This window comes from Pseudomonas sp. Leaf48 (assembly GCF_001421885.1).
Lineage (GTDB): Bacteria > Pseudomonadota > Gammaproteobacteria > Pseudomonadales > Pseudomonadaceae > Aquipseudomonas.
The window spans coordinates 138,107-157,031 of record NZ_LMLH01000005.1; the positions used below are offsets into that span (position 1 = coordinate 138,107).

At 60.6% G+C, this 18,925-nt stretch carries 16 protein-coding genes; 5 read left to right on the forward strand and 11 right to left on the reverse strand.

Features of this window, described 5'->3' with window-relative positions:
• Nucleotides 1–39 precede the first annotated feature (39 nt).
• On the forward strand, nucleotides 40–969 hold the full coding sequence (locus tag ASE98_RS06325) for a LysR family transcriptional regulator (protein ID WP_060540532.1): 930 nt from the start codon (nucleotides 40–42) through the stop codon (nucleotides 967–969).
• Between the two features lie 223 nt (nucleotides 970–1,192).
• Nucleotides 1,193–1,927: an ArsR/SmtB family transcription factor gene (locus ASE98_RS06330; protein ID WP_060540533.1), complete on the forward strand. Its 735-nt coding sequence runs from the start codon at nucleotides 1,193–1,195 to the stop codon at nucleotides 1,925–1,927.
• A 55-nt stretch (nucleotides 1,928–1,982) separates the two neighbouring features.
• On the opposite strand, the gene ASE98_RS06335 is transcribed toward ASE98_RS06330, so the two are convergent.
• The 3 genes from ASE98_RS06335 to ASE98_RS06345 form a co-directional block, all read right to left on the reverse strand.
• Nucleotides 1,983–2,936: an adenosine deaminase gene (locus tag ASE98_RS06335; RefSeq protein ID WP_060540534.1), complete on the reverse strand. Its 954-nt coding sequence runs from the start codon at nucleotides 2,934–2,936 to the stop codon at nucleotides 1,983–1,985.
• 82 nt (nucleotides 2,937–3,018) lie between these two features.
• Nucleotides 3,019–3,984, reverse strand: coding sequence for an isopenicillin N synthase family dioxygenase (locus tag ASE98_RS06340; RefSeq protein WP_060540535.1), 966 nt, complete (start codon nucleotides 3,982–3,984; stop codon nucleotides 3,019–3,021).
• 159 nt (nucleotides 3,985–4,143) lie between these two features.
• A complete protein-coding gene (locus ASE98_RS06345) occupies nucleotides 4,144–5,226 on the reverse strand; it encodes a BMP family ABC transporter substrate-binding protein (protein WP_060540536.1) in 1,083 nt (360 codons plus the stop codon).
• A 318-nt stretch (nucleotides 5,227–5,544) separates the two neighbouring features.
• Here ASE98_RS06345 and ASE98_RS06350 point away from each other — a divergent pair, with 318 nt between their 5' ends.
• Nucleotides 5,545–6,633, forward strand: a complete 1,089-nt coding sequence (locus ASE98_RS06350) for a calcium:proton antiporter (RefSeq protein WP_060540537.1) — start codon at nucleotides 5,545–5,547, stop codon at nucleotides 6,631–6,633.
• 55 nt (nucleotides 6,634–6,688) lie between these two features.
• Here ASE98_RS06350 and ASE98_RS06355 read toward each other — a convergent pair whose 3' ends face one another.
• The 8 genes from ASE98_RS06355 to ASE98_RS06390 form a co-directional block, all read right to left on the reverse strand.
• Nucleotides 6,689–8,047: an 8-oxoguanine deaminase gene (locus ASE98_RS06355; RefSeq protein ID WP_060540538.1), complete on the reverse strand. Its 1,359-nt coding sequence runs from the start codon at nucleotides 8,045–8,047 to the stop codon at nucleotides 6,689–6,691.
• Between the two features lie 282 nt (nucleotides 8,048–8,329).
• Nucleotides 8,330–9,019 carry an SDR family oxidoreductase gene (locus tag ASE98_RS06360; RefSeq protein ID WP_060540539.1) on the reverse strand — a complete coding sequence of 230 codons (690 nt, stop codon included), beginning with the start codon at nucleotides 9,017–9,019 and terminating at the stop codon, nucleotides 8,330–8,332.
• Between the two features lie 53 nt (nucleotides 9,020–9,072).
• Entirely contained in the window at nucleotides 9,073–9,999 is a 927-nt protein-coding gene (locus ASE98_RS06365; RefSeq protein WP_060540540.1) for an ABC transporter permease, read from the reverse strand.
• Entirely contained in the window at nucleotides 9,999–11,105 is a 1,107-nt protein-coding gene (locus ASE98_RS06370; protein ID WP_060540541.1) for an ABC transporter permease, read from the reverse strand. The genes ASE98_RS06365 and ASE98_RS06370 overlap by 1 nt, the downstream gene beginning before the upstream one ends.
• 11 nt (nucleotides 11,106–11,116) lie before the next feature.
• A complete protein-coding gene (locus ASE98_RS06375) occupies nucleotides 11,117–12,679 on the reverse strand; it encodes an ABC transporter ATP-binding protein (protein WP_060540542.1) in 1,563 nt (520 codons plus the stop codon).
• A 570-nt stretch (nucleotides 12,680–13,249) separates the two neighbouring features.
• Nucleotides 13,250–13,831: an IMPACT family protein gene (locus ASE98_RS06380; RefSeq protein WP_060540543.1), complete on the reverse strand. Its 582-nt coding sequence runs from the start codon at nucleotides 13,829–13,831 to the stop codon at nucleotides 13,250–13,252.
• 6 nt (nucleotides 13,832–13,837) lie between these two features.
• Nucleotides 13,838–14,488: a TetR/AcrR family transcriptional regulator gene (locus tag ASE98_RS06385; protein WP_060540544.1), complete on the reverse strand. Its 651-nt coding sequence runs from the start codon at nucleotides 14,486–14,488 to the stop codon at nucleotides 13,838–13,840.
• Nucleotides 14,489–14,684: 196 nt separating this feature from the next.
• On the reverse strand, nucleotides 14,685–15,605 hold the full coding sequence (locus tag ASE98_RS06390) for a LysR family transcriptional regulator (protein ID WP_033059482.1): 921 nt from the start codon (nucleotides 15,603–15,605) through the stop codon (nucleotides 14,685–14,687).
• Between the two features lie 137 nt (nucleotides 15,606–15,742).
• Between ASE98_RS06390 and ASE98_RS06395 the strand changes: the two genes are divergently transcribed.
• Both ASE98_RS06395 and ASE98_RS06400 read left to right on the forward strand, forming a co-directional pair.
• Complete coding sequence (locus ASE98_RS06395) at nucleotides 15,743–17,092, forward strand: aspartate aminotransferase family protein (RefSeq protein ID WP_060540545.1); 1,350 nt, start codon at nucleotides 15,743–15,745, stop codon at nucleotides 17,090–17,092.
• A gap of 142 nt (nucleotides 17,093–17,234) precedes the next feature.
• Nucleotides 17,235–18,728 (forward strand): CoA-acylating methylmalonate-semialdehyde dehydrogenase, encoded by a 1,494-nt coding sequence (locus ASE98_RS06400; protein ID WP_060540546.1) that lies wholly within the window; start codon nucleotides 17,235–17,237, stop codon nucleotides 18,726–18,728.
• Nucleotides 18,729–18,925: the final 197 nt, after the last annotated feature.

An 18,925-nucleotide genomic window follows, 5' to 3' on the forward strand; every position in this document is an offset into this window, starting at 1 on the left:
CAGTCTCTTTCAATATTTTTTTGATAATCGGAGCTTGAGATGTTGCGTTTCGATGACTTGCAGCTATTTGTCCGGGCGGCGGACCTGGGTAGCCTGTCGGCGGCCGCGCGTGGCATGGACATGTCGGCGGCGGTGGCCAGTGCGGCGCTCAAGCGTATCGAGCAGCAACTCGGGGCGCGCTTGCTCGCCCGCTCCACTCGCAGCCTGCGCCTGACTGCCGAGGGCGAGGGATTTCTTGAGTACGCTCGCGCGGCCTTGAGCAATCTCGATGAAGGTCGACGCCTGTTGGCCAGCGGCCAGGATCAGGTCAGCGGGATTCTTCAGCTGTCGGCACCCTCGGACTTCGGGCGCAATCTGCTGCTGCCGTGGCTTGACGCATTTCAGCGCGAGCATCCGAAACTCACCGTGCGCTTGCTGCTGGGTGACCGCATTGCCGACCTGTTCCGCCAGCCGGTGGACATTGCCTTGCGTTACGGCGAACCGGAGGATTCCAGCCTGGTGGCGCTGCCCATCGCCACGCACAACCGCCGTGTACTCTGTGCTTCCCCGGATTATCTGGCCAGGCATGGCGAGCCACGGCAACTGGAGCAATTGGCGCAGCACAACTGCTTGTTGTACATGCTCGGCAGCCGGGTCCACGACCACTGGAGTTTCCACGATGGCAAACGCCAGGTCGGCCTGACCGTCAACGGTGATCGCTTCAGCGACGATGCCGACGTCGTGCGGTTGTGGGCCGTGGCGGGTGCAGGGATCGCTTACAAGTCGTGGCTTGATGTCGCCGCCGATGTGCTCGCCGGTCGTTTGAAAATACTGATGCCGGAGTTGCTGTGTGAGCGCGCACCGCTGAATCTGCTGTGTGCCCATCGGGCGCAATTGAGTAAGCCGGTGAACCTTTTGCGTGAAATGCTCGCCAGCCGATGCGCCGGGTTGAGTAGTCAATTTCCGGGTTTATCGAAGATCGATCATTAGTCGCACGAAAAAAGAGAAATTTCTCTCAGAACCTATCAGCACCTGGGGTTGGCGTCGGGCGGGAGCAGACGACTAATCTGCATACACTATCGTGTGCCTCATCTACAGATCGGCGGCTTGTCATTGGGTCGCCAGACTCAAGACGTCTTCAGCGCCACGGCCGGCGGTACATCAGCAGATGTCTGCGGGCAGTAGACGGAACGATTCAACAGGGAGTGAATACATGGAACATGCACCTTGCATCAGCCAGATAGCCACATTGCTGGCTGAGCCAAAGCGCAGTGCGATGATGTGGGCCTTGATGGATGGCTCGGCTCGAGCAACCGAAGAGCTGGCATTGCTGGCGGGCCTGTCACCATCTTCGGCCAGTGCACACCTGGGACGCTTGTCCGCTGGTGGTCTGTTGAAAGTCGAAAGCCGCGGGCGCAAACGCTTTTTCCGCCTGGCGGCGCCGGAAGTGGGGGCGGCAATCGAAGCGCTGGCCAGTGCAAGCATCGCCAGCGCGCCCCGGGATATTCCGGCCGTCTTCAAGCGTACTGCGCCCCTGTACAAGCCCCAGGCGAAACCTTCGTCATTGCTGCGCGCACGTCTGTGCGACGATCACCTTGGAGGCACCCTGGCGGCGGAGCTGTACCAGCGTCTGCTGGATGCGGGCTGGATCGAGCAGTTCGATCAGCGAGTGAGTGTGACGCATAAGGGCGCGACCGGGCTGGCGGCACGGGGTGTGTTCATCCAGGCACTGGCCCATCGCAACGGCAGTATTTGCTGCGCATGTCCTGACTGGAGTGAAAGACGCCCGCACATGGGCGGCTCGCTTGGCGCGGCCTTGCTGCAATTGTTCATGCAGTCGGGCTGGCTGAGTTTGCACGGCGATTCGCGAGCCTTGCAGGTGAGCGTCGCCGGGCAGCGTGAAATCCAACGGTTTGTCAGGGAAGCCGAGCTGGAACTTGCGCTCTAGTACGCCAAAGATGCAGGGCGACTCATTGTCGCTCCTGCATCTGTACTTCGGTCACTTACGGTTTGATCAACCGCGCATCCAGGCTGTTCTGCGCCAGGCGAGTGGCCTGGTCCTGGGTCATGCCCAGATGCGTGTGCAGCGCATGGAAGTTTTCGGTGACATAGCCGCCGAAGTACGCCGGATCATCGGAGTTCACCGTGACCTTCACACCACGTTCCAGCATGTCGAGGATGTTGTGCTGCGACATGTGATCGAACACGCAAAGTTTGGTGTTCGACAGCGGGCACACGGTCAGCGGGATCTGTTCGTCGATGATGCGTTGCATCAGGCGTTCGTCTTCGATGGCGCGTACGCCATGGTCGATGCGCTGGATTTTCAGCAGGTCGAGGGCTTCCCAGATGTACTCGGGCGGGCCTTCTTCACCGGCGTGGGCGACGGTCAGAAAACCTTCATGGCGGGCGCGATCGAACACGCGCTGGAATTTGCTCGGCGGGTGGCCCATTTCGGAGCTGTCCAGGCCGACGGCGACAAAGGCATCGCGGAACGGCAGCGCCTGGTCGAGGGTTTTCTCGGCCTGTTCTTCGCTCAGGTGACGCAGGAAGCTGAGGATCAAACCACTGGTGATACCCAGTTGTTGCTCGCCATCTTTGAGTGCGGCAGCGATGCCGTTGAGTACCACCTCGAACGGGATGCCACGGTCGGTGTGGGTCTGCGGGTCGAAGAACGGTTCGGTGTGAATCACGTTCTGTTCTTTGCAGCGCAGCAAATAGGCCCAGGTCAGGTCGTAGAAATCCTGGGAGGTGCGCAACACGTCAGCGCCCTGGTAGTACAGGTCGAGAAACTCTTGCAGGTTGTTGAAGGCGTAAGCCTTGCGCAGGGTTTCAACATCGCTCCACGGCAGGGCGATCTTGTTGCGCTCGGCCAAGGCGAACAGCAACTCAGGCTCCAGCGAGCCCTCCAGGTGCAGGTGCAGTTCTGCCTTGGGCAGGGCGTTCAGCCAGTCGTACATAATTCTTTTCTCATCAGGTGCAATGCCCGCCATTCTACAGATGCTCGCAGCAACATTTGGTAAAACCTGACCAGCAGGTCGATCAACCGGCTTCGAGCTCCCTTCGATAGGCGTAGGTATCGGCGAAACGCGAGAGCAGGAATTCGGCGCAGGTGGTCGGCGGATACTTGGCCGGGTGCTGTTCATCCTGGCAGCCGGGGAGGCATTCGATGCGGGTGTCCGGATGCGGCTCGGCGAAGAACGGTATCGAATAGCGATCCACACCCTGCGGGCTGATCACCCGGTGCGGCGTCGACAGGTAACGGTCGTTGCTCCAGCGCGCCATCATGTCGCCAAGGTTGACCACGAAGGTGCCGTCGATCGGTGGCGCGTCGATCCATTCGCCTTTGACGTTGCGCACTTGCAGGCCGCCGGCGGCATCCTGATAAAGCAGGGTGATGCAGCCATAATCAGTGTGGGCGCCGGCGCCTTGCTGCTCTTCGGAGCTGGCGGTGTGGCGTGGCGGGTAGTGAATCATGCGCAGCACACTGACCGGCTCACTGAAGCGTGTATCGAAGAAATCCTGCTCGATCCCCAACGCCAGGGTCATTGCGCGCAACAGGGTTTGCGCGAGCGCCTGCATGTCGACGTAATGTTGCTCCATCAGCGCCTCCCAGCCGGGTAGCGACGGATGGCGATTGGGCCCGCGCAAGGGTTTTTCCAGCAGCACTTGCGGGTGGTCGGCCGGCAGGTGCAGGCCCATGTCGAAGGTTTCTTTCAGGTCGCTGGGTTTGCTCGGATCGAGTTGTTCAGTAGCTATTGCGCCGTAACCGCGATGGTGGCGGGTCTGGGTGATATCGATCTTCAGCTTCTCGGCGGCAGGCTGGTCGAAGAAGCGTTGGGCGCTGTCGAGCACGGCATCGATACGCTCGACGGAAATCGGGTGACCCTTGATATAGAAAAAGCCCCATTCGCGGCAGGCTTGGTCGATCTGGTTCGCCACGGCGGACCAGGCATTCTGATCGTCGCTGTAAAGCGGGCTGATGTCGATGACGGGAAGGCTGTTCATACAAAACCCTTAAGAACGCTGAAAATCCCTGTAGGAGCGAGCATGCTCGCGATGGTCGTTAACGATAACGCGGGGGAGTCTGGTTCCCCGCGGTGTTCTTGAGTCCATCGCGAGCATGCTCGCTCCTACAGGTACAGGTACAGGTACAGGTGGCGGTGTTTACTTGGGCATCTCGGCCTTCATGCCTTCGACGTAGTAGTTCATCGACGCCAGTTCCGCCATGGTTGCACTCACACCCGTCGGGATTTTCTCGGTGCCGGCCTGATCCTTGATCGGCCCGGTGAACGGCTGCAGCGTACCGCTCTTGATGTCGGCAATGAGCTGCTCGGCTTCGCTCTTCACTGCCGCTGGCACCAGGTCGCTGATGGGCAGTTCAACGGTGCCTTCCTTCAACCCGCCCCAGTAGTCCTGCGGTTTCCAGTCATGGTCGAGCACGCTTTGCGTCGCCTGGATGTAGTGCGGGCCCCAATCGTTGACGATGGAGGTGAGCACCGCTTTCGGCCCGAAGTGCGCCATGTCCGAAGCGTAGCCCACGGCATACACGCCGCGACGTTCGGCTGCCTGGATCGGTGCCGGGCTGTCGGTGTGCTGGAACACCACGTCCACGCCCTGATCAATCAGGGCATTGGCGGCGTCGGCTTCCTTGCCCGGATCGAACCAGGAGTTGACCCACACCACCTTGATTTCGGTGCCGGGGTTGTACTTGTTCAAGGCCAGCTGGATGGCGTTGATGTCGCGGATCACTTCCGGGATCGGGAACGAGGCGACGTAGCCGACCTTCTTGGTCTTGGTCATCTTCGCCGCGAGGAAGCCGCCGACGTAGCGACCTTCATAGGTGCGCGCAAGGTAAGTGCCGAGGTTCTTGTCCTGCTTGTAGCCGGTGGCGTGTTCGAAGGTCACCTTGGGAAACTGTTTGGCGACTTTCAGGGTCGGGTTCATGTAGCCGAAGGAGGTCGTGAAGATCAGGTCGTATTTGTCCTTGGCCATGTTGCGGATCACCCGCTCGGCGTCGGCACCCTCGGCGACGTTCTCCACGTAGTTGGTGGTGATCTGCGCACCGAATTTATCCGCCAGTTCCTTGCGCCCCTGTTCATGCTGATACGTCCAGCCATGGTCACCGATCGGACCGATATAGACGAAGCCGACTTTCAGCGGGTCGTTGGCACTGGCGGTCAGGCCGACGCTCAGGCCGATGGCCGCGGTCACGGCGCAAAGCAGCTTCTTCAATGGACGTTTATGCATGAATGAAACTCCATGTTGTTGTTTGGATTGGCTGGGCACTTGGGCTTGCACAGGGCAATGCAAATTGCTGACCAACAGGACAACAAAACCGAAGATTCAAGGGGGGCCGGTGTTTGGAATGGCCCTATCGTCGGCAAGCCGGCTCCTGCAAAAGCCGGATCGCCGTTCACCTTGTAGGCGCTGGCTTGCCAGCGATGGCGTACTTCGGTGCGCCGATGCATCTTCCTGCCTGCCCGTGGTGCACTAAGGTGTAACGAACCATTAGCGCCATCGTGCAGTCAGTTAAGTCATCCGCCCCCCCTCGGCAAAAGGCCCGCCATGCTTACTGTGCTCAAGCAAGAAACCTTTCTGCTACTGGCGCTGATCGCTGCCGTCGTTGCCTTCGCGCTGGAGCACTGGATGCTGCACAGCGGGCAGCTCGTTGCGCTGATCAGCGGCCTGGTGCTGATCGCGTTCATCGTTGCCGCCTCCATGCGCGTCGCCCATCAAGCCGAACTGCTGGCGGAAAAAGTCGGAGACCCCTATGGCACGATGATCCTGACTCTGGCCGCAGTGCTGGTGGAGGTGGTGATCCTGGCGATCATGATGAGCAATGAAGCGTCAGCGACACTGGTGCGCGACACGATTTACTCGGCGGTGATGCTCGACATCAATGGCATCCTCGGACTCGCCGCGCTGATGGGCGGGCTCAAACACGGCGAGCAGTCCTACAACGACGATTCGGCCCGCAGCTACAGCGTGATGATCCTCACCGCCATGGGCGTGTCGATGGTGGTGCCGGAGTTCATTCCCGAAGCCAACTGGAAGATCTATTCGGCCTTTACCATCGGCGCGATGGTGGTGCTTTATGCCTTGTTCCTGCGCATGCAGGTCGGGCCGCACAGTTACTTTTTCAGCTACAGCTACCCGGAAAAACGCCGCAGGAAGGAGCCCGGCGAAGAGCCGCAGCCGATCAATATGGCGCTGAGCATTGCGACCCTGGTGTTCGGCGTGGTGGTGATTGGTGTGCTGGCCGAGGTGATGTCCAAGACTCTCGATCTGGGCCTGGAAGGTACGGGTGCGCCGCCGGTGATCACGGCGATCCTGGTGGCGGCGATCTCGGCGGCACCGGAGATTCTGACGGCACTGCGGGCGGCGCTGGCCAATCGCATGCAGTCGGTGGTCAACATCGCCATGGGCGCGTCGTTGTCGACGGTGATCCTGACGGTGCCGGTGATGGAAGCGATGGCGCTCTACACCGGCCAGCCATTCCAGATGGCGATGACCCCGGTGCAGACCGTGATGATCTTCATCACCCTGATCGTCAGCGCCATCAACCTCAACGATGGCGAAACCAACGCCATCGAAGGCATGACCCATTTTGTGCTGTTTGCGACATTTATCATGTTGTCGCTGCTGGGCCTCTAAAAACACCGCAAGACCCTTGTGGGAGCGGGCTTGCTCCCACAGGGATGGTGGTTGGTCAGACCCCGGCAATAAGCTGGCGAGCCGCCTGGCTGTGATCGGCAATCAACCCTTTCAGATCCAGCCCCTCGACCTGACCGTCGATCACCCGCCACTTGCCACCGACCATCACCCGATCCGCGCGGTCGGCGCCGCACAGCAAGAGTGCCGACACTGGATCGTGGCTGCCGGAGAAACGCAGTTCGTCGAGTTTGAACAGGGCCAGGTCAGCCTGTTTGCCCACCGCGATCTCACCGATATCGGTACGCCCCAGCAGACTGGCCGAACCTTTGGTGGCCCAACCCAGTACGCGTTCCGGGGTGATTTTCTCGGCGCCATAACGCAGGCGCTGGATGTACAGGGCCTGACGGGTTTCGAGCATCATGTTCGAGGCATCGTTGGAAGCCGAGCCGTCCACACCCAGGCCAAGCAGGGCGCCGGCATCGGTCAAATCGATGCTTGGGCAGATACCGGAAGCCAGGCGCATGTTCGAACTCGGGCAATGGCAGATACCGGTGCCGGCTGCGCCGAGACGGGCGATTTCATCCGGGTTGAAGTGAATACCATGGGCTAGCCAGGTGCGCGGGCCGAGCCAGCCGACGCTGTCCAGATAATCCACGGTACGCAGGCCGAAGCGTTGCAGGCAGAAGTCTTCTTCGTCGAGGGTTTCCGCCAGATGGGTATGCAGGCGTACATCGAGTTTGTTCGCCAGCTCGGCGCTGGCCGACATGATTTCCGGTGTCACCGAGAACGGCGAGCAGGGCGCCAGGGCGATCTGGATTTGCGCGCCGTCACCGCGTTCGTGGTATTCGGCGATCAAGCGCTGGCTGTCGGCGAGAATGACTTCGCCTTCCTGCACCGTCTGTTGCGGCGGCAGGCCACCGTCCTTCTCGCCCAGGCTCATGGAGCCGCGGGTGAGCATGGCGCGCATGCCCAGTTCGCGAACGCTTTCGACTTGCACGTCGATTGCATTTTCCAGGCCTTCAGGAAACAGGTAATGGTGATCGGCCGCCGTGGTGCAACCGGACAGCAGCAACTCGGCCAGTGCGACCTTGGTAGCGAGGGCGAGCTTTTGCGGAGTCAGGCGTGCCCAGACCGGGTACAGGGTTTTCAGCCAAGGGAACAATGGTTGGTTAACCACCGGCGCCCAGGCGCGGGTCAGGGTCTGATAGAAGTGGTGGTGGGTGTTGATCAGCCCCGGCAGGATCACATGCTCACGGGCATCGAAGACTTCAGTGCAAGGTGCTGAAGGTTGCTGGCCGGCGCTGAGCACTTCGACGATCAATCCGTCTTGCAGCACCAGACCGCCACGGGCATCGAGACCGTTGGCCGTGAAAATGGCGAGGGGGTTTTTTAACCAGGTACGGGTCGCAGGCATGTTGGCCGGCTCCTCTGAAAGTTGGGTTCAGGGTTGCCAGCTCAGTGTTGCCCTGTCTGCTGATCCAGGTTCGCCGGGGGAGGCGAGGCGCGCAGTTTCGATCAAAACGCCCCGGCGGGCAAGCCCGGCCCGACCGGGCGGCGCAATCCCCCTGTAGGAGCGAGCATGCTCCGGGCGGCGTTCCGACGATGGACCTGAGAACACCGCGGGGTGTCAGGCTCCCAGCGTTATCGTTGACGCCCATCGCGAGCACGCTCGCTCCTACAGGGGGGGGCGGTGGTGTTACCAGGGAATGGTTTCGCCTTTGTAATTGATGAAGTGATGCCCACCCTTGCCGACGTACGCATTCACCTGATCGACCAAACCACGTGTACTCGTTTGCACATCGATATCGGCACCTTCACCCCCCATGTCGGTCTTCACCCAGCCCGGGTGCAGCGACAGCACGGTGAGCCCGGTTTCGCCCAACTGCGTGACGAAGCTGCTGGTCATGGAGTTCAGCGCCGCCTTACTGGCCTTGTACAGGGCAAGATCGGGTGAGTCGGGCATGGTCACGCTGCCCAGTACCGAACTCATGAACGCCAGCACGCCGGTGTCCGGCCGGATCCGCCCGATAAAACGTTCAGCCAGATTGATCGGGGCCACCGCGTTGGTGAAAAACAGCTGACCGACGTCGGCGATTGTCGCACCGCCATTGGGTGTCTGAACCTGCGGGCCTTTGACCCCGGCGTTGACGAACAACAGGTCAAATACACCTCCCTTGAGCTTCTGGCTCAGTTCGAGCACTGCTCGCTGATCATCCATGTCGAGCTTCTCGATCTGTACCTTGCCCAGGTCCTTCAAGGCTTCGGCGTTCTGTGGGTTACGCACGGTGGCGGTAACTTGCCAGCCGTCGGCCAGCAAGGTTTTCACCAGACCCAGGCCCAGCCCGCGGGAGGCGCCGATGATGAGCGCGGTTTTTGTTGTGGACATGAGTGGCCTCCTTGAATGTTGAGACTCGTGCTAGAGGCCATTATAGTCGCCGACTAATGCCCCGCCTGCCACGGCTGCCCCAACGACACCGGCGCGTACAGCCGCGTTCGCAGCGCATCCCGGGACAGCAGCACCAGCACCACGATGGTCGCGACATACGGCAGCATTGCCAGCAGGCTCGACGGGATTGCCAGCCCCAGTCCCTGCGCTACCAGATGCAGGATGCTGGCCAGCCCGAACAGGTAAGCCCCAAGCAGCAGCCGCCACACCCGCCAGCTGGCAAACACCACCAGTGCCAGGGCGATCCAGCCACGTCCGGCGCTCATGTTCTCGGCCCACATCGGTGTATAGGCCAGGGACAGATAGGCCCCGGCCAAGCCCGCCATCGCACCACCGAACAGCACCGCCAACGTGCGCACGGTCAAAACCGGAAGCCCCATGGCGCTGGCCGCATCCGGGTTTTCGCCGACGGCCTGGATGATCAGCCCGACGCGAGTCTTCAGAATCGTCCAGGCCACCAACGCGAACAACGCGAAGGACAGATACACCAGCAAGTCCTGGGCAAACAGCATTCGCCCCAGCAACGGAATCCCGCTCAGATACGGAATCGCCAGCGGTTCGAAACCGGCCAGCGGTTTACCGACCCACGCCGCCCCGACAAAGGTCGACAGACCAACGCCAAAAATCGTCAGGGCCAATCCGCTGGCTACCTGATTGGCGTTGAACACCAACGCCACCAAGGCGAACAATGCCGACAACAGCATTCCGGCCAGCATCGCCAGCAGCACGCCGAGCCACAGGTTGCCGCTGTTGAAGGCGACGATAAAACCAATTACCGCGCCAAACAGCATCATGCCCTCCTGGCCGAGGTTGAGGACGCCACTTTTCTCGCAGATCAGTTCGCCCAACGCCACCAGCAGCAACGGCGTACCGCAACGGACCATGGCGAAGAAAATATTGCTTAGCAGATCGATATCCATCACAGCGCTCCTGCATGTACGGCGGTGGCTTGCGCGCGGCGGGTCCAGCGCAGGTTCAGACGTGGTCGGTAAAGAATCAGCACGTCACTGGCGAGCAGGAAGAACAGCATCATGCCCTGGAACAATTGCGTGATCGCCTGGGGTAGATTCAGGGTCATTTGCGCGCTCTCGCCGCCGATGTACAGCAGCGCCATCAACAGGCTGGAAAACAAAATACCGATGGGATTGAGGCGCCCGAGAAACGCCACGGTGATGGCCGCATAGCCGTAGCCTGGCGAAACCTGCGGCACCAGTTGGCCAATGGGGCCGGTGACTTCACAGACCCCGGCCAGGCCCGCCAGGCCGCCGCTGATCAACAGCGCCAGCCAGATCAGGCGTTTCTCGCGAAAGCCGACGAAGCCGGCGGCACGTTTGTCCAGACCGAGCACTTTGATCTGGAAGCCGACAAAACTCTTCTGCAGCAGTACCCAAACCGCCACCAGGGCGAGCAGGGCGAAATACACCCCCGTGTGCACCCGACCGTCCTCCATCAACAGGGGCAAGCGGCTGGCGTCGCCGAACATGGCCGACTCGGGGAAGTTGAACCCGGCAGGGTCTTTCAGCGGGCCATGCACGCAGTACAGCAGCAGGTTCAACGCGATGTAATTGAGCATGATGCTGGTGAGGATTTCATTGGCATTGAAGCGTGTGCGCAACCAGGCCGTCAGCCCGCCCCACGCGGCACCGGCGAGGGTGCCGGTGAGCAGGATCATGACCAGCGCCCAGCGGCTTTGCAGGCCGATGATATTCACCGCCAAAGCGCTGCCGGCCAGTGCGCCGAGTAGCAGTTGGCCTTCGGCGCCGATGTTCCAGATCCGCGCCTGGTAAGCGACGGCCAGGCCCAGGGCACAGAGCAGGATCGGCAAGGATTTGACCAGCAATTCGGAGACGCCATACAGGTCGCTGACCGGTGCGATCAGCAAGGTATGCAAGGTCAGCAGCGGATCATGCCCGAGGGCAATGAACAGCAGCGAGCCACAGGCCAGGGTCAGGACAGCCGCCAGCAACGGCGAGCACCACAGCATCAGGCGCGATTGTTGGCCACGGGGTTCAAGAGAAAGCAACATGTGACACTCCGTTAGCGCATTGCGGATGCGGATGATTGGGATGCGTCGAACTGGCCGGCCATCCAGCCACCGACATCGCTCAGGCGGGTATCGACGGTGGCCTGGAGCGCGGACAGACGCCCGCCGCACAGCGCACCGAGGCGATCACTGATCTGGAACAGTTCGTCGAGGTCTTCGGAGATCACCAGGATCGCCGCGCCAGCATCGCGCAAGGCGATCAAGGCTCGATGAATAGTGGCGGCAGCACCGACATCCACCCCCCAGGTCGGGTGCGCGGCGACCAGCAGTTTTGGTTGTTGGAGGATTTCCCGGCCAAGGATGAACTTCTGCAAGTTGCCGCCAGACAGACTGCGGGCCGGCGCTTGGCTGCCGGGCGTCTTGACGCCGAAGCGACGGATGATGTCCTCGGCAAGAGCCTCGACTCTGGCCCTGCGGATCAGCCCGCAGCTGACCAGACCTTGTTGAAAGGCCGTGAGCAGTGCGTTATCCGCCAGGCTCAATTCCGGTACCGCGCCATGGCCAAGACGGTCAGCTGGAACGAAGGCCAGCCCGAGCTTGCGACGTGCGTCGGGACGCAAATGGGCGACCGCTTCGCCGTCGAAGCTAATGGTTGCGCCGTTGTCGCGGGGCAAGCGTTCTTCGCCGCTGAGCAAGGCCAGCAATTCGTCCTGGCCATTTCCCGCGACCCCGGCGATACCGACGATTTCGCCGCTGCGTACTTCAAGGTCGACGTCCTTGAGCGAGCAACCGAACGGGTCCGGGTTGTTCCAGGACAATCCGCGAACCTGCACAAACGCGGTGGCGCCCGCGACCTTCGGATAATCGGCGATCAACGCCGCCGCTTCACCGACCATCAACTGCGCCAATTGCTGATCCGAGCATTCGGCGGGCACGCAATGCCCGGCCACCCGACCACCGCGCAACACCGTCGCACCGTGGCACAACGCGCGGACTTCACCGAGCTTGTGACTGATAAACAAAATGCTGCAGCCCTCGGCAGCGAGCCGGCGCAAGGTGACGAATAACTCGTCGGCTTCTTGCGGGGTCAGCACCGAGGTCGGCTCATCGAGAATCAGCAGGCGAATGTCCTGCATCAGGCAGCGAATGATCTCGACCCGTTGTCGTTCACCGATGGACAGGCTGTGGACAAGTCGTTCAGGTTCAACGGCCATGCCATAGCGTCGGGACACTTCACGGATCCTCGGCTCGAGTTGCGCTGGCGTACCAGCGGCGGTGCCCATGGCCAGGGCGATGTTCTGCGCCACGCTCAGGGTTTCGAACAGCGAAAAATGCTGGAACACCATGCCGATTCCCATGCCCCGGGCCTGGGCCGGGTTGCGCATGGACACCCGCTGTCCTTGCCAGATCATTTCCCCCGAGTCTGCCTGGGTGACGCCGTAGATGATTTTCATCAGGGTACTTTTGCCGGCGCCGTTTTCCCCGAGCAGAGCGTGGATCTCGCCGGGAGCGATGCTCAGGTCGATGGCATCGTTGGCCAGGCAACCGGGGTAGCGTTTGCTGATTCGGCGCAGTTGCAGGCGCGGAACCGGATCGGTTGGAACGGGATTGGGCATGACAGGCTCGGTGCGGTTGGACTTGTGCCTGTGGATAAAGCAATTTTCTGGCCACTAGGTCAGGAAATTGGTCAAGGTAGGCCAGCCACGGCCTTGGGCCCACAACTTTGCCATGGGGCGGGTCAAAGTCGGCACCACATCAGGGCAGAGCCATTAATCAGGCTCCGGATTTGCCCATTGTTTTATGATCAAAAATTGAACAAATCATTGCAGCCCATGCCTGCTGTGGCGCGGGGAGGGACATGAACGGGTTATCCACAGATTGCTCCACAGTATTTGTGCGCAAGCTCAAATGTCGGGCATAAGCACTGAGTGGCTTTCTTCTAAAGGAACTAAACCGCTCTAACTAGTTGTTTTCAAGCGGCTTTTGGTTGCCGGACAGCCAATTGGACGAAAATTGAACAAAGCCCGCAAAGCCGCATGACAGAAGGGTTACAGCGGAATGTGCTCAGGTTATCCACAGTCGGGTGCACAGTAGATGTGGGCAAATATGGAATATGTGGAAATTCGCGGCGCCCCAAAAGAACGCGACCCTGTTGGAGCTGCCGCCGGCTGCGATCGTTTGATTTTCTAGCGCTCTAAAACGATCCGCCCCCGGCTCAAATCCGCCAGATGCGTCTGCAACCTTTTTATCTGCTGTTCGCCGACCGCTAACTGCAACTCGACACCATTGGCGGTAAACGCTTCCTCTACAACCAGCCCGTCAGCTTCTGCTACCCGAAGCTTCACCAGTGCCAACTCGGCAAATCCACAGGCGCAGCGCAGCGCCACCCGGCTGATCAGCTCGATCTTCGGCGCCGCTTGCAGACATTTGTTGGCGCCCCCTCCATAGGCCCGCGCCAGACCGCCGGTGCCCAGTTGAATGCCGCCATACCAGCGAATCACCAGCACCGCGACCTGATCGCAATCCTGCGCGTCGATCGCCGCCAGGATCGGTCGGCCCGCCGTACCGCCAGGCTCGCCATCGTCGGTGCTGCGATACTGATCGCCGAGCTTCCACGCCCAGCAATTGTGCGAGGCATTCAAGTCGCTGTGCTGCTCGATGAACGCCTGGGCCTCGGCCGGGCTGGAGATGGGCGCCGCGAAGGTGATGAAGCGGCTTTTGCGAATCTCTTCGCGGTATTCGCAAAAACCGCTGAGGGTAAAGGGCATAGGTACTTAGATGGCAGGTGTCAGGCCGCAGCCCTTGAGAATGATGTGGATCAGGTTGTTGCCGGCGTCTTCCATGTCTTGTTTGGTCAGCCTGGAGCGCCCGGTGACGCGGCAGATCTGCGTGGCGAAGTCGGCGTAGTGCTGGGTGCTGCCCCACAACAGGAAGATCAGGTGCACCGGGTCGACCGGGTCCATTTTACCGGCATCGATCCAGGCCTGGAACACACCGGCGCGACCCTGGAACCAGGTGCGGTAGTCCTGGTTGAAATACTCGGTCAGGCATTCGCCGCCGCTGATGACTTCCATGGCGAAGATTCGCGAGGCTTGTGGTTGGCGTCGGGAAAATTCCATCTTCGCGCGGATGTAGCGGGTCAATGCCTCGGCAGGATCGTCCTCGGCCGTCAGTGTGTTGAAGGTGCTGTCCCATAATTCGATGATGTTGCTCAGCACCGCCACGTACAAACCGAGTTTGTTGGTGAAGTAGTAATGCAGGTTCGCCTTGGGCAAGCCGGCATTCTGGGCGATGGTGTTCATGCTGGTGCCTTTGAACCCGTGACGGGCGAACTCGTCTTCGGCGGCTTTGATGATGGCCTCTTCGTTTTTCTGACGAATGCGGCTGGCGGGTTTGCCGCCATGGGCTGGGACTTCAAAGGTCATGGGCACTTCCGGGCAAGTGGGTGGGGCGGCCAATGCGTTGATAACGCACCCTCTTGCAACATGCAATAAATCCGAAAACACCACAATCCCCTGTAGGAGCGAGCCCGCTCGCGATGAACCTCAGAGCACCGCTGGCTGTCAGGCCCCCCAGCGTTATCGTTGACGCCCATCGCGAGCAGGCTCGCTCCTGCAAGGCTCAGCGCGTGGCGGCCAGGCTTTCGAGAAAACTCTCCAGCACCAGGTGCGGGCGCCGACCCTTGCGCGTGACCGAAGCCAGGCTCAAATCATAGAAACGCACCGTGGGTTTCAGCGCCCGCAGCCGGCCCTGTTGCACCCACAGACTCGCATAATGGTCTGGCAGGTAACCGATGTAGCGCCCGGTCAGAATCAGGAAAGCCATGCCTTCACGGTCCGACGCACTGGCGGTGCAATTGAGGGCCTGGTAGTGGGCCTGGATCTCCGCCGGCAAACGGAACGTCGGCGCGATGGCGTCCTGGCTGTTGAGGCGTTCGTCGTCCAGTTGTTTGTCATCGACATAAAACAAGGGGTGACCAACCGCGCAATACAGCAGCGAACGCTCGCTATACAGCGGTTGATATTCCAGCCCGGAGAGGGCACTGGCCTGCGGCACCACGCCGACATGCAGGCGACCGTCGAGCACACCTTGCTCGACTTCATTGGGGGCGATCATGCGGATCTGGATCTGCACGTCCGGGCCGCGCTCCTTCAATTGTGCGAGGGCGTGGGTGATGCGCATGTGGGGCAGGGTGACCAGGTTGTCGGTCAGGCCGATGGTCAGTTCGCCTCGCAAGTGCTGGTGCAGGCCATTGACCTCGGTGCGGAAACTTTCCAGCGCGCTCAACAATTGCAAGGCCGACTGGTAGACCTCGCGGCCTTCTTCGGTCAGGGAAAAACCGGCACGCCCACGCTGGCACAGGCGCAGGCCGAGCCGCTGCTCCAGGTCGCTCATTTGCTGGCTGATGGCCGAGCGACCGATGCCCAGCACGCTTTCTGCCGCAGAGAAGCCGCCGCATTCGACCACACTGCGAAAGATCCGCAGCAGGCGGATATCAAAGTCGCTGACTTGTGCAAGCGGATCGGGGCGGCGGCTGGACATACATGTTACTCGATAGTTTAGTGATGGCCTGACTGAACGTTAGAAGTGTTGCATTTCACCGACTTTATCGCCGTGGCAATTTAGCTGCAAGAACGCTTTCAACTCCACGCCGCTTATCGCCCTGCGAGGTTTCGCTCATGAACTTGCCTGAAAACGCCCCGACTTCCCTGGCCAGCCAGCTGAAGCTCGATGCTCACTGGATGCCCTACACCGCCAACCGTAACTTCCAGCGCGACCCGCGTCTGATCGTTGGTGCCGAAGGCAGCTGGCTGATCGACGATAAAGGCCGCAAGGTTTATGACTCGCTGTCCGGTCTGTGGACCTGCGGCGCCGGGCACACCCGCAAGGAAATCCAGGAAGCGGTGGCCAAACAGTTGGGCACCCTCGATTACTCGCCAGGCTTCCAATACGGCCACCCGTTGTCGTTCCAGTTGGCGGAAAAGATTACCGACCTGACCCCGGGCAACCTGAACCACGTGTTCTTCACTGACTCGGGTTCCGAGTGTGCCGACACTGCAGTGAAGATGGTTCGTGCCTACTGGCGCCTCAAAGGCCAGTCGACCAAGACCAAGATGATCGGTCGTGCCCGTGGCTATCACGGCGTGAATATCGCCGGCACCAGTCTCGGCGGCGTCAACGGCAACCGTAAACTGTTCGGCCAGGCCATGATGGACGTCGACCACCTTCCGCACACCCTGCTGGCGAGCAATGCTTTTTCCCGTGGCATGCCGGAGCAGGGCGGTATCGCCCTGGCTGACGAACTGCTGAAGCTGATCGAGCTTCACGACGCGTCGAACATCGCCGCGGTATTCGTCGAGCCTCTGGCCGGTTCCGCCGGTGTGTTGGTTCCGCCAAAGGGCTACCTCAAGCGTCTGCGCGAAATCTGCGATCAGCACAACATCCTGTTGGTATTCGACGAAGTAATCACCGGTTTCGGCCGCACCGGCAACATGTTCGGTGCCGACACCTTTGGCGTGACCCCGGACCTGATGTGCATCGCCAAGCAGGTCACCAACGGCGCGATCCCGATGGGCGCGGTAATTGCCAGTTCCGAGATCTATCAGACCTTCATGAACCAGGCCACGCCTGAGTACGCAGTGGAGTTCCCCCACGGCTACACCTACTCGGCACACCCGGTGGCTTGCGCCGCTGGCCTGGCAGCCCTCGACCTGCTGCAAAAGGAAAACCTGGTGCAGAGCGTGGCCGAAGTCGCACCGCATTTCGAAAATGCATTGCACGGCCTCAAAGGCACCAAGAACATCATCGACATTCGTAACTATGGCCTGGCCGGTGCGATCCAGATCGCACCGCGTGATGGCGATGCCATCGTGCGTCCTTTCGAAGCGGGCATGGCGCTGTGGAAAGCCGGGTTCTACGTGCGCTTCGGCGGCGACACCCTGCAGTTCGGCCCAACGTTCAATAGCAAGCCGCAAGACCTGGATCGTCTGTTCGACGCGGTCGGCGAAGTGCTAAGCAAGATCGACTGATTCACCGACACACTGCAGGAGCCGGCTTGCTGGCGATAGCGTCCTCAAGATCGCCATCGTTTCAGACCCGGCCCTCACAAAAGCTATCTATATAGCAGGCGTTCTTTGAAAGACGCCTGTGGACAACTTTTCAGGAGCTTCCATGAGCGTTATTCCGCATTTGATCAATGGCGAACTGGTGACCGAAAACGGTCGCGCGGTTGATGTGTTCAACCCGTCCACCGGTCAGGCCATTCACAAACTGCCGCTGGCCACCCGTGAAACCATCCAGAGCGCTATCGATGCTGCCAAGGCTGCATTCCCGGCCTGGCGCAACACCCCTGCGGCCAAGCGTGCCCAGGTGATGTTCCGTTTCAAGCAATTGCTGGAGCAGAACGAAGGGCGTATCGCCCAGTTGATCAGCGAAGAACATGGCAAGACCCTTGAAGACGCCGCCGGTGAACTGAAACGCGGCATCGAGAACGTCGAGTTCGCTTGCGCGGCGCCGGAAATCCTCAAGGGCGAGTACAGCCGTAACGTCGGCCCGAACATTGATGCCTGGTCGGACTTCCAGCCACTGGGCGTGGTGGCCGGCATTACGCCGTTCAACTTCCCGGCGATGGTGCCGTTGTGGATGTACCCGCTGGCGATCGTCTGCGGCAACTGTTTCATCCTCAAACCGTCCGAGCGTGATCCGAGCTCCACTCTGCTGATCGCTCAGCTGCTGTTGGAAGCCGGTCTGCCGAAAGGCGTGATGAGCGTGGTGCATGGCGACAAGACAGCGGTGGACGCCCTGATCGAAGCACCGGAAGTCAAGGCACTGAGCTTTGTAGGCTCGACGCCGATTGCTGAATACATTTACGCCGAAGGCACCAAGCGCGGCAAGCGCGTCCAGGCGCTGGGCGGAGCGAAAAACCATGCGGTGCTGATGCCGGACGCGGATCTGGATAACGCTGTCAGCGCATTGATGGGCGCCGCCTACGGCTCCTGCGGTGAGCGTTGCATGGCGATCTCGGTAGCGGTGTGTGTCGGCGACCAGGTGGCGGATGCGCTGGTAGCCAAACTGGTACCCCAGATCAAGGCGTTGAAAGTCGGTGCCGGTACCAACTGCGGCCTGGACATGGGGCCGCTGGTCACCGGTCAAGCTCGCGACAAGGTCAGCGGATATGTGGAAGACGGCGTTGCTGCCGGCGCGACGCTGGTGGTGGACGGTCGCGGCCTGAGCGTGGCCGGTCACGAGGAAGGCTTCTTCCTGGGTGGCTGCCTGTTCGATAACGTCACCCCTGAAATGCGCATCTATAAAGAAGAGATCTTCGGGCCGGTGCTGTGCGTCGTTCGGGTCAACAGCCTGGAAGAAGCCATGCAACTGATCAACGATCACGAGTATGGCAACGGCACCTGCATCTTCACCCGTGACGGTGAAGCTGCGCGCCTGTTCTGCGACGAGATCGAAGTCGGTATGGTTGGCGTCAACGTACCTTTGCCGGTGCCAGTGGCTTATCACAGCTTCGGTGGCTGGAAGCGCTCGCTGTTTGGCGATCTGCATGCCTACGGTCCGGACGGCGTACGTTTCTACACCCGTCGCAAGGCCATCACCCAGCGTTGGCCGCAGCGTGCGAGCCATGAGGCGTCGCAGTTCGCATTCCCTAGCTTGTAAGTAGAAGGGAAGAAGGCCGGCTCTCCTTATATGAAGGGGGCCGGCCTTCGTGTTTCTGGGGTTTTTTGACTTATATGACAGTTTTATGAAAATAGCGGTTGACGGCAGATTCTGGAAGCCTATAATTCGCCCCACTTCCGGCGCAGTCGAAACGGAAAACTCCTTGGTAAACAATGAGTTACGCAGTTTTCGACAGC